The sequence below is a fragment of the Agrobacterium leguminum genome, assembly GCF_005144435.2.
Lineage (GTDB): Bacteria > Pseudomonadota > Alphaproteobacteria > Rhizobiales > Rhizobiaceae > Agrobacterium > Agrobacterium leguminum.
In genome coordinates this window covers 1,269,788-1,282,522 of sequence record NZ_CP120211.1, presented here as the reverse complement: position 1 = coordinate 1,282,522, position 12,735 = coordinate 1,269,788, and the positions used below count along the sequence as shown (strand labels likewise).

Below are 12,735 nucleotides of genomic sequence, written 5' to 3'. Positions count from 1 at the left end.
GGCTCAGGGATCGGCTATGCAAAGCCGATGCTTGGAGCTATAAGCCGCTCAATTTTTCGAGGCGGCCGCGCGACGTCGCGCGGGCGAGAAAAGGGTGAGAACATGGCACAGAATTGGACCCCCGGCAGCTGGCGGCAGAAACCGATCCAGCAGGTTCCCGAATATCCGGATGCGGCAGCGCTTGCGGCAACGGAAGCCACGCTTGCGACCTATCCGCCCCTGGTCTTTGCCGGTGAAGCCCGCCGCCTGAAGAAGCAGCTTGCCAATGTGGCGGAAGGCAACGCCTTCCTGCTGCAGGGCGGCGATTGCGCCGAAAGTTTCGCCGAACATGGCGCGGACAATATCCGCGACTTCTTCCGCGCGTTCCTGCAGATGGCCGTCGTGCTGACCTATGGCGCGCAGCTGCCCGTCGTAAAGGTCGGCCGCATTGCCGGTCAGTTCGCCAAGCCGCGCTCTTCCAACGTGGAAGCGCAGGATGGCGTGACGCTGCCGTCTTACCGCGGCGACATCATCAACGGCATCGAATTCAACGAGGCCTCGCGCATTCCGAACCCGGAGCGCCAGCTCGACGCCTACCGCCAGTCGGCGGCGACGCTGAACCTGCTACGCGCTTTCGCGATGGGCGGTTACGCCAACCTTGAAAACGTTCACCAGTGGATGCTCGGTTTCATCAAGGACAGCCCGCAGGCGGACCGTTACCGCAAGCTGGCCGACCGGATTTCCGAGACCATGGATTTCATGAAGGCGATCGGGATCACGGCGGAGAGCAATCCGAGCCTGCGCGAGACCGACTTCTTCACCAGCCATGAGGCGCTGCTTCTCGGTTACGAAGAGGCGCTCACCCGCGTCGATTCCACCTCCGGCGACTGGTACGCCACCTCGGGCCATATGATCTGGATCGGCGACCGCACGCGCCAGCTCGACCATGCGCATGTGGAATATTTCCGTGGCATCAAGAACCCGATCGGCCTGAAGTGCGGCCCGTCGCTGACGCCCGACAATCTGATCGAGCTGATCGATGCGCTGAACCCGGCGAACGAGGCCGGCCGCCTGACGCTGATTTGCCGTTTCGGTCATGACAAGGTGGCGGACAGCCTGCCGAAGCTCATCCGCGCGGTGGAAAAAGAGGGCCGCAAGGTCGTCTGGTCCTGCGATCCGATGCATGGCAACACGATCACGCTCAACCACTACAAGACGCGTCCGTTCGAGCGCATCCTGTCGGAAGTGGAAAGCTTCTTCCAGATCCACCGCGCCGAAGGCACGCATCCGGGCGGCATCCATATCGAGATGACCGGCAAGGACGTGACGGAATGCACGGGCGGCGCGCGCGCCGTGACGGCGGATTCGCTGTCCGACCGTTACCACACCCATTGCGATCCGCGCCTCAATGCCGATCAGGCTCTGGAACTGGCGTTCCTGCTGTCCGAGCGCATGAAGAGCGGCCGCGATGAGAAGCGTCTGGCAATCGCCAACGCCTGATCTGACAACCATAAACAAAAAAGCCGCCGGGAGACCCTCCGGCGGCTTTTTCATGCGCGGTACTGAATTATTGCACCAGCGCCGGCTGTTGGCAGCGGACATCCGTGACCCGCACATCGGCTTCGCCGATCTTGACGCCGAGAACCAGAAGCACGTTGTAGAGCAGCTGATCGACCGGAGCGGTGACTGCCGCGAGCGTGTTGGCAAGCGCCGACTGAATGCCCGCCAGACCTCCCAAATCCAGGTTGAGGAAGAGAAGCCTGATATCCAGGTTGAGGTTCTTCAGCAGTGAACTGACAAGAGTGGTGACGGTGTCCTTGGTGGAGACACTCTTGATCTTGGCCTGGGTAATATCGGACTGCGTGAAGGTCAGCTTGGTCTTGGTCATATTGGTGGCGTTGATGAGGGCGCTGCCATTGATGGCGAGCAGCGCCGAGTCCACGATTGCGGCCTTGGTGACGCGCGGGTCCCTGCCGAAATTGGCAAAGGCCGTGGTATCGACATTGCCAAGGGCGATTTCGACGACGCCGGGAACGACCTCGACATCGACGGTGCCCTGTCCGCCGCCCGTGCAGCGAATATCGGCAAGCCGCGCTTCGGCATGGGCGACTTCCACATAAAGCGGGAGATTGACCTTGAGGCCGGCAATGGCCTGAAGCCCGTCCACCACGACACTGACCGCAAGACGGGTCTGTGCGGTGCGCACCACGGTGCCCTGACCGCCGACGGCAAGCGATGGCGTTTCGACCGGCGGTTCACCGATGGCGAGCGTTGCCTTGACCGAGGCGAGGCCGAGAAGATTGGCGTTGATATTAAGCCCCAGCTGGTTGCCGCCATTGCCCGCCACGGCGGCGGCATTGATGAGATCGAAGACGCCGGCGGTGACCTTGAGGTTTTCGCCCGTCCCGATCAGCTTGTCCGAGAACGGGCCGAGATTGAGGATCTCCTCGAGCTTGATCTTGACATTGCTCTTGTTGACCGTTTTTTGCAGCGTATTCAAAATGTTGACGACCGCCGGCTGCAATCCCGTGGTTTTCGTCAGCACGTCGAGGAATTTGCCGTAGCTGATTTCCGTCTTCAGAACATCCTTATAGGTGCCGGCGGTGAGGTTGAGATCGATGGCCAGCGCCTCGACGATCTTCAGCGCATTGACATCGGCGGCGAGAAGCGCCTGATAATCCATGAGTTTCAATGAAACCGTGGTGCCGAGCAGGCCGCCGAGCAGGCTGTTGAGAATTCCCTCATCGAGGCTGGCGAGCCGCGATCCCACCGAAAATGCCGCGATCCTCTGGGACGAGGCTGTTCCGACCGCCGAGACCTTTGGCGGCTTGGTGAAGGCGGAAGCGAAGAATATCTGGCCCTGTTCGACGATGTTCACCTTTATCGCATTGGTGGGCAGGGCGTTATCGACGAAACGCTGGCCGACCGGGACTGTCGCATCCGGCTCGTAGTGACCCTTGATGACCTCGGCATAACCCTTGCTGTTGGCGAATTCATTCAGCGGGTCGAAGGGTTGCAGGCCCTTTTCGGTCAAAAGGCCCTGGGCCGTCCTGACGCCGAGATCCATGCCATTGAGGGCGAAATATTGCTGAACCGCCTTTTCGGCGTCCGTGGCGTTGGCTGCTGCCGATATGGCCGCGAGATCGGCGGTCTGCTGCAATTGCCGTTTCTGCAATGTCAGATAACCGTAGTCGACGCCGAGCGCCAATATGCCGATGAAGAGCGGTGCGGTGAGCCCCGCCGAAATGGCGATGTTGCCCGTTTTATCCTTGAGGAAGCGGGGAAGCAGGGAATGAATATCTCGCATGTCATGCTCCTCCGATCCGGATGGTGGAAAAACGCCGGATGACCGGCTCGGGCAGGGTGTAGCTGTAGAGGCTCCAGATCGGCAGATCGCGGGCGTCATATTCGACCTTCACCGTGAACTGGTTGGCATTGGTGGGATCCGTGGCGACATTGACGGTGAAGCGGCTCTTGTCCATGAAGGCGTAGCTGAGGTCGCTTTTGGTGACGAAATCCCGGGCAAGCTGCTGGCGCTCGGTCGTATTGAGGCCGGCAACCGCCGTCCGCGCCGCGTCGGCGGCGATCTGCTGCACCGAATAGGCCGCCATCAGATAAATGCCATAGGCGATCATGGTGAGCAGGACGAGAAAGAATATCGGTGCGACGATGGCGAACTCGACAGCAGACGAGCCAGATCTATCGCGAAAGAAACGCACTCCATTAAACATAAAGCACCCCCGTTCCTTCAGGCATCAAGGTTCGATGCCTTGATTTATTATTTTCGGAAATGCTAATTTATAGGTGTTAATTTTGTGTTGATGCCGCTCCTATGGGTTGCAGCTCTTCTTAAACTTTCGCGTTTACTTCAAATCAGCCGAAGGCCTTTGAAGCTGGCGTGGCCGTCCTTGCCGATGATGATGTGGTCGTGGACGGTGATGCCGAGCGGCTTTGCCGTATCGATGATGGTCTTGGTCATCTCGATATCGGCGCGCGAAGGGGTTGGGTCTCCACTTGGATGATTGTGGATTAAAATCAAGGCGGTAGATGAAAGTTCAAGGGCGCGGCGCACCACTTCGCGCGGGTAGACCGGCGTGTGATCCACGGTTCCCTGACCCTGCACCTCATCGGCGATCAGGACGTTGCGCTTGTCGAGGAACAGGACGCGGAACTGTTCGCGCGTTTCATGGGCCATGGCGGCATGGCAATAATCGATGACCGAGGACCAGGAGCCGAGCACCTGCTTGTTGCGGATTTCGCTTTTCAGCATGCGCTGGGAAACGGAGGCGACAAGCTTCAGATCGAGCGCCACGGTTTCGCCCACGCCCTTCACCTCCTGCAACAGCGGCAAGGGCGCGCCGAGCACGCTGCCAAGCGTTCCGAAACGGGCGATCAGGGCCTTGGCGATGGGTTTGGTATCGCGCCGCGGGATCAGCCGGAAGAGAAGAAGCTCCAGCAATTCATAATCGGCGAGCGCCGCGTCGCCGCCATCGCGATAACGCGCCCGCAGCCGGTCGCGATGTCCATGATAATGGACGGTATCCGTTTCCTGTTCGACGATGGCTGCCGGCCTTTTCGCGCCGCTTCGCGATTCGGCAAAAAAACCGCGCTCATCCGCTCCGTTGAACAGATCGCCTTCGCCCGCCTGAAAGCCGGGAGTTTTGGAAAGATCGGCGGAAGGCGGGGCGGGGCGTTTTGCCATAGGCGGGTCTGGCCTTATGCGGGGGGAAGCGGCGGCAGGCCCGGACGGTCGAAGCCGCCGGGCGACAGTGTGAAGATTTCGCAGCCCGTGGCCGTGACGCCGACGGCATGTTCATATTGGGCGGAGAGCGACCGGTCGCGCGTTACCGCCGTCCATCCGTCGGAAAGCACCTTCACATGCGGTTTGCCGAGATTGATCATCGGCTCGATGGTGAAGATCATGCCTTCGCGGATTTCCGGCCCTTCGTCCGGGCGGCCGTAATGCAGGATGTTCGGCGTGTCGTGGAACAGGCGTCCGACGCCATGGCCGCAGAAATCGCGCACGACAGAGCAGCGCTCGGCTTCCGCATAGGCCTGGATCGCCGCGCCGATTGCGCCGGTGCGCACGCCGGGCTTCACCGCCGCGATGCCGCGCAGCAGGCATTCATAGGTCACTTCCATCAGCCGCTCGGCGGCGCGCTTGATCTGGCCGACCGGATACATGCGGCTCGAATCGCCATGCCAGCCATCCAGCACATAGGTCACGTCGATATTGACGATATCGCCTTCGCGCAGCGGCTTCGCATCCGGAATACCGTGGCAGACGACGTGGTTGATCGAGGTGCAGACGGATTTGGTATAGCCGCGATAATTCAGCGTTGCCGGCAGCGCGCCGTGGTCGGCGCCGAATTCCAAGACGAAACGATCGATGGCGTCGGTCGTCACGCCCGGCTTGACGATTGCGGCGAGTTCATCGAGGCAGCGCGCCGTCAGCTGGCACGCCTTGCGCATCCCGTCGAAGTCCTCAGCGGTATAGAGGCGGATGACGCCGGTATTCTTGAGGGGGGCGGAGGCTGCGTCGATATAGGTGACCATCTTGGTGCTTTCTGTCTCTTTACGTCCCTGTTCATAAAACAGCCGGACGCCATTCGTCCATCTTAACCGTTCCGCTGACCGAAATTTGTGCCGGGGAGACCGTGCATTTCACCGCATAGGCCTCCACGCCGCGCGCCATCGCCCGCTGAAACGCCAGCGCATAGACGGGATCGAGATCGTCGCAGATGCGCATCCGGTCGCAATCGTCGCGCTGGATGAGATAGAGCATCACCGTACGGTAACCTGCTTGCGCAGCGTCACCCAGTTCCTCCAGATGTTTCGCACCGCGTTTGGTGGCGGTATCGGGAAATTCGGCGAGGCCTTGTTCGCGCATGAAATGCACGTTCTTCACTTCCACATAGGCGTCCGGCCGGCCGGGCTCGGACAGCAGGAAATCGATGCGGGAATTGCGGCCGTATTTCTGTTCGCGCCGGATCGTCGAATAGCCGGCAAGTTCCGGAATACGGCCGTTCAGGATCGCTTCTTCCGCCAGCCGGTTCGGCATGCCGGTGTTGATGCCGACCGTGGTGCCATCGGCCTCGACCATTTCCAGCATGTGCCGGTACTTGCGGGTCGGGCTGTCATGTTCCGACAGCCATATGCGGGAGCCCGGAGCCGTAAGCCCGCGCATGGAGCCGGTATTGGGGCAAGAGCCGGTGATCGCAGTGCCGTCTTCCAGAACAGCGTCGAACAGGAAACGCTTGTAGCGGGAAATCAGCGTGGCGGGAGTAAGCGGGTGTGTGAAGAACATGTGGCCTGAAAGGTGAGAAATGATGGAGGGTCAGGAGAGGACGTAGGTTCCCGGCGCATCGCCGAGCACGGGGCGCTTGCCGTCCTCCGGTTTTCGCGCCTTTACCTTCTCGCCATCCTGGCTTTCGATCCAGTTCTGCCAGTGCACCCACCAGGAGCCCTTATGCGGGGTGGCGACGGCCTGCCAGGCATCGAAGTCTCCGGCCGGTGACGGGCCTGTCCAATATTGGTATTTTTCAAGCTGCGGCGGATTGATGACGCCGGCTATGTGGCCGGATGCGCCGAGCACGAATTCCACCGGCCCGCCGAACAGCGCAGCACCCGTAAAGACCGATTTCGCCGGGGCGATATGGTCGTCGCGGGTGGCGAGATCATAGACCGGGATTTTGATATCGCCGAGATTGATCCGCTTGCCGGCGACCCGCATCAGCCCGCGGGCGAGATTGTTCTCAAGGTAACAATTGCGCAGATAAAACGAGTGGCTGGCGGCCGTCACCCGCGTCGAATCGGAGTTCCAGTAGAGCAGGTCGAAGGGCAGGGGCTCGGCGCCGCGCAGGTAGTTATCGACCACATAGGGCCAGATGAGATCGGAGGCGCGCAGCATGTTGAAGACGGTGGCCATGATCGAGCCGTCGAGATAACCGACCGCCTGCATGTGCTTGTCCAGCGCGGCAAGCTGGCCTTCGTCTATGAAGACCTTGAGATCGCCGGCATGGATGAAATCGGTCTGGGCCGCCAGCAGCGTGGCGCTGCGGATGCGCTCATCGCCTTGCTGCGCATGCAGCGCCAGCGCCGAGGATAAAAGCGTGCCGCCGACGCAATAACCGATGGCGTTGATTTCTTTTTCGCCGGTCCGCTCCTCGATGGTGTCCAGCGCAAAATCGATGCCTTCGCGGACGTAATCATCCCAGCCCTTGTCGGCGAGGCGGGCATCCGGGTTGATCCAGGAGACCATGAAGACGCTGTGGCCCTGCTCGAGGCACCAGCCGACGAAGGATTTCTGTGGGTTGAGATCGAGGATGTAGAATTTGTTGATCCATGGCGGCACGATCAGCAAAGGCCGTTTGAAGGCCTTTTGCGTCGTCGGCGCATAGTGGATGATTTCGCAGAGCGGGCTTTTCGCCACCACTTTGCCCGGCGTGACGGCGATATTCTGGCCGATGACGAATTTGCTGTAATCGGTCTGGCGCAGTTTCAGGTGGCCGTTGCCGGCCGCGACATCCTCCGCCAGTTGCGCCATGCCCTTGACGAGATTGGCGCCGCTGGAGGCGACCGTTTCGCGGAAGACCTGCGGATTGGTGAAGACGAAATTGGCCGGCGAAAGGGCCTCCGTCACCTGGCGCATGTAAAACAGCGCCTTGGTGCGGGTATGTTCGTCCAGCCCGTCTGCCTCCGTCACCATCCGGTCGGCGAAACCAACGGTGGTCTGGTAGGCTTTCAGGAGAAAATCGAAGAACGGATTGGCCTGCCAGTCGGCGTCGGCAAAACGCCTGCTCCTGCGTTCCGCAGGGCCGCTTTCGGTGGGTTTTTCCGGGGCCGAATCGGCATCGCCGGAAAACTGCGCCACTGATTTCGCCCAGAGATCGTAATAGCTGGAAAGCAGTTGGGTCTGCGCCTCGAGCGAGCGCTTCGGTTCGGCCATCCAGTATTCGGCGACGTCGGAGAGCGTCTTGACGAGATCGGTTACCGGATCGGCGCTGGTCTGGGGAATCTCACCGCGTTCGCGCGGCGCCAGCCACTCGGATGCGGCCTTGCCGAGATTTTCAAGCGCACGGGCGATATTGATCGCGAAGGTTTCCGGGTCGCGGATCAGGTAGGCCTCGGCGGAGCTGGCGTCGAAGCCGGGCGTTTTGCCGCCCTTTTTCGCGTCCCCGCCGTCAACACCTGCCATGCACCATCCTCCACCAAATTTGTGTTTGCACATTCTGCATGAAAACGAATACAAGTTCCACCAGCAAGGGGAGGCCGCAAAGGGCCGAACCATGGTCGAATTCGATATCGGCAGATATCCTTACAGGCGGAACATGACGATGGGCAAGCACATGGGCACATGGGGAACATATGCGGAAAATGCGGCAAGAATCGCTGTGCTTTCGCTCTCCGGCGCAATGCTCGCCGCCACACTTGCCGCCTGCAAGGCTCCGGAGCCGATCGTCGCGCCCGCCCATATGCGCCGCCCGACGGCCGAAATTGTCGGCCCGCGCCCGGTCAGCGACACTGCGGTGAGCCAGAAGCGCGACACCGGCACCTATCCGACCTTCTCGCAGCCGCTGACGGCCGCAGGCACCCAGATGGGCGAGGATGAGGCCTCCACCATGGAATCGAGCCTGTCGCGCCTCGGTGCGGCACGGCGCAACGGCCAGATTTCGGAAGCCGAATACAAGCGCCGCGTGGCGGAGCTGCGGGCGCTTGCCGAAAACCAGAAGCCGGTTGCGACGCCTGCCGCCTCGCAATAAATCCCAAATCAATACATGCTATGGCCATCGCGTATGGCAGCTTTGGCGCTATATTTTGCGAAACCGGTTTTGGTCGAAATGCGCAATCCAAAAGTGCTTTTAGTTTTTGTAGTTTTGTTGGGCGTTCTGCCTCTTGTCCTGCGCTTACTCGACGTAGGGCCGTCGATGTTTCTCGGTATATCGATCTTTGTTCTGAATATTTTAGTTTGCTTGTGGGGTGCGGCCACGCGATATCGTTTAGGGTGGCTAAGTTACGGGGTCGCCTGCGTATTCGCTTTTGTACTGGCCGGCATGTCCAGCCCTCTCTCCCTCGTCCTGTTGCTGCTTGCAGCGAAAGCCTGATTTGCTTCGACGGCTCTCTCTTGCGGGAGGAGCGGCAATCATAACCCCTTCTTTACCCTGCCTCTGAACCTTCCGCTTACCCAAGATGTTAAGCGGATGGATGAGGTTTGCCGCTTATGATGCGGCCATAACAAACAGGCCGCTGAAAAAGCGGGGCACGGGGTGAAATATCATGAAATGCATCGCCGCTTTGCTGGTTCTTGCCGGTTTTGCGCTCGCACCCGCTCAGGCGCGGGCGCCGCACATCAATTTCGGGGCACCTGCACTTCAGGGGCAGTGAGAGGCGAATTCCGTCAGTCGTTGCCGGCGGCTTCGCTCAGCACGTCGAGATCGGGCACGGTGATGTGGCGATTGTTCTCGATGCGGATAATGCCTTCCTTGCGCAGCTTGGTCATTTGCCGGCTAACGGTCTCGATGGTGAGCCCGAGGAAATCGGCGATATCGGCGCGTGAAAGCGGCAGGTCGAAACAGGATTTGTCGTCGTTTTCCGGGTCGATATGGGTGGCGATCATGTAAAGGAAGCTGGCAACCTTTTCCTGCGCCGATTTGCGCCCCAGTGTCAGCATCCAGTCGCGCGCCTCGTCCAGCTCCTTCAGGGACTGGTTGTGGAGCTTGCGTTCCATATCGGGCACTTCGGAAACCATCCGGTCGACGACGCGGCGCGGGAAGAGACAAATCTCCACATCGGTTGCGGCTTCCGCCGTCATCTTGCTTTCCGCCATGAAGGGGCGGCCGAGAAAGTCCGGTGCGAATTGCAGGCCGACGATCTGCTGGCGGCCGTCCGACATCATTTTCGACAGCTTCACTACGCCGTTCAAAATATTGCCGTAGGAGGTGACGAGTTCGCCCTGGCCAAGAAGCTCATTGCCCGCTTCCAGTTTCTTACGGCTGGAATGGCGGTTCAGCTCGCAAAGCTGCTGGGGCGTCAGGCTGCTGCAAAGCCCGCCATGGCGCGCCTCGCAGGAGCGACAAACGACGGGTTCTTCCGAATTGTGGATGGTCTTCTGCAGCGTGTCCATAAGCCTTTTCCAATGCTGGCTTTTTCAGGACGATTGCGACCGTGGGTGTCAAATCCGGTCTCATGCAAGGCTTTCGCCACGTAGCCGTCGCCCCTGCGTCTACTTTAGCAAGAACTTACGGTGCAATTTGATTGAAGTCAAAGTTGCAAACTGTCGCAGCCGTTACTGAAAGAGAGGAAATCGACATTTTCTTGATAAAAGGCAAATCGGGCGATGAATACCGAACTTCTTCACAAATATTCGGGTGCAGTGCCGCGTTACACGAGCTATCCGACCGCGCCGCATTTCCACGAGGGAATCGATAATGGCGCCTATCGCCGCTGGCTCGGCGCGCTCGGTCACAGGAATCGCCTGTCACTTTATCTGCATATTCCCTATTGCGACCGGCTTTGCTGGTTCTGCGCCTGCCACACCAAGCACACGCTGAAATACGAGCCGATTGCCGTTTATCTTGAAGCACTTAAGCAGGAGATCGAAGCCGTCGGCGCACTTGTTTCGCCGGATGCGGTGGTGAGTGCCGTGCATTTCGGCGGCGGCTCGCCCACCATGCTGAAGCCGGAGGACATGCAGAGCCTGATGGACTGTCTGCGGCGTCATTTCACCTTCGGCCTCGCACCCGAGATCAGCGTCGAGATGGACCCCAACGATCTGGATGACAGCCGCTACGATGCGCTTGCCGCCATCGGCATGTCGCGGGCGAGCCTCGGGGTTCAGGACTTCGATGACAAAGTGCAAAAAACCATCAACCGCATCCAGTCCTTCGAACAGACGAAATCCGTGGTGGATGCGGTGCGGGCGAGGGGTGTTCACTCGGTCAATTGCGACATTCTTTATGGGTTGCCGTTCCAGACCTGCGGGACATTGGAAAAGACGGTGAACCAGATCGTGTCGCTCGACCCCGATCGCATCGCGCTTTTCGGTTATGCGCATGTTCCGTGGATGAAAAAACACCAGTCGTTGATCCCGGAGCACGCCCTGCCGGATATTGCCGAGCGCTACCGCCAGATGACGATGGCGGCGGAGATGCTGAAACAGGCGGGTTACGAGGCCATCGGCATCGATCACTTCGCCAAGCCGACCGATACATTGTGTCAGGCCGCCGAAGCGGGCGCCCTGCGGCGGAATTTTCAGGGTTATACGACCGACACGGCCGATGCGCTGATCGGGCTTGGCGCATCATCCATCGGCAGGCTGCCGCAGGGCTATGTGCAGAACATGGTGGCGACGGGGGAATATCAGCGGATGGTGGGCGAGGGCGGTCTTGCCGCCGTCAAGGGCATAGAGTTGTCGCAGGACGATCATCTGCGCTCGCATGTCATCGAAAGGCTGATGTGCGATTTCGCTATCGATCTTTCGCATTTGCAGCACCGTTTCGGCAAGGCGAGCCATTCCGTGAGAGCCCAGGCGCAGCATTTTGCCGCAAGCGACAGGGATGGCGTGGTGCGGATGGACGCCGATATTTTTGCGGTGACGGAGGCTGGAAAGCCCTTCGTGCGTAACATCGCGGCAATCTTCGACGCCTATCTCGGCAATGGACGCGGCCGTCATTCGGTTGCTGTTTAGGCAACAGTTTTGGGGCAAATTTCAAAGTTACGTCACGAAACCATTGGCTTTTTTGTGCGACTTGCCTATGTGGTGCGTCAGACAGGATAATTCATACGAACGACAATAAGGATTATGGGCGTGACAGCTACATTCGACAAGGTTGCCGACATTATCGCCGAAACCAGCGAAATCGACCGCGAAACCATTACGCCGGAGAGCCACACGATCGACGATCTGGGCATCGACAGCCTCGACTTTCTTGATATCGTTTTCGCGATCGACAAGGAATTCGGCATCAAGATTCCGCTCGAGCAGTGGACGCAGGAAGTCAACGAAGGCAAGGTTTCCACCGAAGAATATTTCGTGCTGAAGAACCTTTGCGCCAAGATCGACGAATTGCGCGCAGCCAAGGGCTGATGTGACCATGCCCGCTTGCAGCGGGCATTTTCTTTTGATGCCGCCTGCGGGCAAACCATGACTAACCGACCAGAGACGGGCCGGACGGATGCTGCTTGAATATTTTCAGATGATCGACAAGGTCGAAGCCGTGGACATGACGACGCGCACGTTGAAGGCGCAGTCTGTCGTTCCCGACAAAAGCCCGGTTTTCGAAGGCCACTTTCCCGGCATGCCGCTGGTTCCGGGCGTGCTTCTGATCGAGACCATGGCGCAGGCTTCCGGCATGCTGGTTCTGGCATTTTCCGATTTTGCGTCCATGCCGTTCCTGATGTCGGTGGACGGCGCCAAGATGCGGACCTTCGTGGAGCCGGGCGCTGTTCTCGACATCGAGGCGGTGCTGGAGCATGACGGTTCCGGCTTTGCCGTTACCAAGGCGAAGATCACCTCGGATGGCAAGAAGGTCTGCGACGCGCAGCTTAAGCTCAGGACCATGCCCTTCAGCGAAATCCCGCTTGGGCCTATCGTCAAGAAGCGGGCCGAGGAAGTCGGCCTGATGGCGGCGATTGCCGCGGATGCGCAGAAATAAGCGTTTCCGTTCGTTTCGAAGGAGAGCGTTTTTCCCGCCGGCCCGGTTTTTGAGCACGAAAATCGTGGGCTCGCGACGGCGGATCAGGCCTTCACCATTGCCA

At 59.6% G+C, this 12,735-nt stretch carries 13 protein-coding genes; 6 read left to right on the top strand and 7 right to left on the bottom strand.

Annotation, left to right across the window (positions count from 1 at the left end; translation table 11 throughout):
- The first annotated feature begins 102 nt into the window (after positions 1-102).
- Positions 103-1,479 (top strand): class II 3-deoxy-7-phosphoheptulonate synthase, encoded by a 1,377-nt coding sequence (locus CFBP4996_RS06375; protein WP_035262011.1) that lies wholly within the window; start codon positions 103-105, stop codon positions 1,477-1,479.
- 67 nt (positions 1,480-1,546) lie between these two features.
- Here the strand turns inward: CFBP4996_RS06375 and CFBP4996_RS06370 are convergent, their stop codons facing one another.
- The 6 genes from CFBP4996_RS06370 to CFBP4996_RS06345 all read right to left on the bottom strand — a co-directional run bounded on the left by CFBP4996_RS06370 (position 1,547) and on the right by CFBP4996_RS06345 (position 8,176).
- Positions 1,547-3,286: a TadG family pilus assembly protein gene (locus CFBP4996_RS06370; RefSeq protein ID WP_080816944.1), complete on the bottom strand. Its 1,740-nt coding sequence runs from the start codon at positions 3,284-3,286 to the stop codon at positions 1,547-1,549.
- A 1-nt stretch (position 3,287) separates the two neighbouring features.
- Positions 3,288-3,710: a TadE/TadG family type IV pilus assembly protein gene (locus CFBP4996_RS06365; protein ID WP_080851933.1), complete on the bottom strand. Its 423-nt coding sequence runs from the start codon at positions 3,708-3,710 to the stop codon at positions 3,288-3,290.
- Positions 3,711-3,847: 137 nt separating this feature from the next.
- Positions 3,848-4,681, bottom strand: a complete 834-nt coding sequence (radC, locus tag CFBP4996_RS06360) for a RadC family protein (RefSeq protein WP_080851935.1) — start codon at positions 4,679-4,681, stop codon at positions 3,848-3,850.
- Positions 4,682-4,695: 14 nt separating this feature from the next.
- Complete coding sequence (map, locus tag CFBP4996_RS06355) at positions 4,696-5,535, bottom strand: type I methionyl aminopeptidase (RefSeq protein WP_080851937.1); 840 nt, start codon at positions 5,533-5,535, stop codon at positions 4,696-4,698.
- Between the two features lie 31 nt (positions 5,536-5,566).
- Complete coding sequence (gene sfsA, locus CFBP4996_RS06350; protein WP_080851939.1) at positions 5,567-6,286, bottom strand: DNA/RNA nuclease SfsA; 720 nt, start codon at positions 6,284-6,286, stop codon at positions 5,567-5,569.
- Between the two features lie 30 nt (positions 6,287-6,316).
- On the bottom strand, positions 6,317-8,176 hold the full coding sequence (locus CFBP4996_RS06345; protein ID WP_080851940.1) for a PHA/PHB synthase family protein: 1,860 nt from the start codon (positions 8,174-8,176) through the stop codon (positions 6,317-6,319).
- Positions 8,177-8,267: 91 nt separating this feature from the next.
- On the opposite strand from CFBP4996_RS06345, the gene CFBP4996_RS06340 reads away from it, so the two are divergent.
- Entirely contained in the window at positions 8,268-8,741 is a 474-nt protein-coding gene (locus tag CFBP4996_RS06340; protein WP_233283526.1) for a hypothetical protein, read from the top strand.
- Between the two features lie 33 nt (positions 8,742-8,774).
- Positions 8,775-9,083, top strand: a complete 309-nt coding sequence (locus CFBP4996_RS06335) for a hypothetical protein (protein ID WP_080851942.1) — start codon at positions 8,775-8,777, stop codon at positions 9,081-9,083.
- 293 nt (positions 9,084-9,376) lie between these two features.
- Here the strand turns inward: CFBP4996_RS06335 and fnrN are convergent, their stop codons facing one another.
- Entirely contained in the window at positions 9,377-10,102 is a 726-nt protein-coding gene (gene fnrN, locus CFBP4996_RS06330) for a transcriptional regulator FnrN (protein ID WP_080851943.1), read from the bottom strand.
- A 213-nt stretch (positions 10,103-10,315) separates the two neighbouring features.
- Here fnrN and hemN point away from each other — a divergent pair, with 213 nt between their 5' ends.
- The 3 genes from hemN (at position 10,316) to CFBP4996_RS06315 (ending at position 12,632) form a co-directional block, all read left to right on the top strand.
- The gene (hemN, locus tag CFBP4996_RS06325; protein WP_080851945.1) at positions 10,316-11,665 is read left to right on the top strand and encodes an oxygen-independent coproporphyrinogen III oxidase; all 1,350 of its coding nucleotides are present in this window, start codon (positions 10,316-10,318) and stop codon (positions 11,663-11,665) included.
- Between the two features lie 114 nt (positions 11,666-11,779).
- The gene (locus CFBP4996_RS06320; protein ID WP_003495848.1) at positions 11,780-12,064 is read left to right on the top strand and encodes an acyl carrier protein; all 285 of its coding nucleotides are present in this window, start codon (positions 11,780-11,782) and stop codon (positions 12,062-12,064) included.
- Between the two features lie 88 nt (positions 12,065-12,152).
- Positions 12,153-12,632, top strand: a complete 480-nt coding sequence (locus tag CFBP4996_RS06315) for a 3-hydroxyacyl-ACP dehydratase FabZ family protein (protein WP_020810293.1) — start codon at positions 12,153-12,155, stop codon at positions 12,630-12,632.
- Positions 12,633-12,735: the final 103 nt, after the last annotated feature.

Coding starts and splice junctions, on each gene's coding strand:
- CFBP4996_RS06375 (WP_035262011.1), top strand. CDS start 103: ATGGCACAGAATTGGACCCCCGGCAGCTGGCGGCAGAAACCGATCCAG.
- CFBP4996_RS06370 (WP_080816944.1), bottom strand. CDS start 3,286: ATGCGAGATATTCATTCCCTGCTTCCCCGCTTCCTCAAGGATAAAACG.
- CFBP4996_RS06365 (WP_080851933.1), bottom strand. CDS start 3,710: ATGTTTAATGGAGTGCGTTTCTTTCGCGATAGATCTGGCTCGTCTGCT.
- radC (WP_080851935.1), bottom strand. CDS start 4,681: ATGGCAAAACGCCCCGCCCCGCCTTCCGCCGATCTTTCCAAAACTCCC.
- map (WP_080851937.1), bottom strand. CDS start 5,535: ATGGTCACCTATATCGACGCAGCCTCCGCCCCCCTCAAGAATACCGGC.
- sfsA (WP_080851939.1), bottom strand. CDS start 6,286: ATGTTCTTCACACACCCGCTTACTCCCGCCACGCTGATTTCCCGCTAC.
- CFBP4996_RS06345 (WP_080851940.1), bottom strand. CDS start 8,176: ATGGCAGGTGTTGACGGCGGGGACGCGAAAAAGGGCGGCAAAACGCCC.
- CFBP4996_RS06340 (WP_233283526.1), top strand. CDS start 8,268: ATGGTCGAATTCGATATCGGCAGATATCCTTACAGGCGGAACATGACG.
- CFBP4996_RS06335 (WP_080851942.1), top strand. CDS start 8,775: ATGGCAGCTTTGGCGCTATATTTTGCGAAACCGGTTTTGGTCGAAATG.
- fnrN (WP_080851943.1), bottom strand. CDS start 10,102: ATGGACACGCTGCAGAAGACCATCCACAATTCGGAAGAACCCGTCGTT.
- hemN (WP_080851945.1), top strand. CDS start 10,316: ATGAATACCGAACTTCTTCACAAATATTCGGGTGCAGTGCCGCGTTAC.
- CFBP4996_RS06320 (WP_003495848.1), top strand. CDS start 11,780: ATGGGCGTGACAGCTACATTCGACAAGGTTGCCGACATTATCGCCGAA.
- CFBP4996_RS06315 (WP_020810293.1), top strand. CDS start 12,153: ATGCTGCTTGAATATTTTCAGATGATCGACAAGGTCGAAGCCGTGGAC.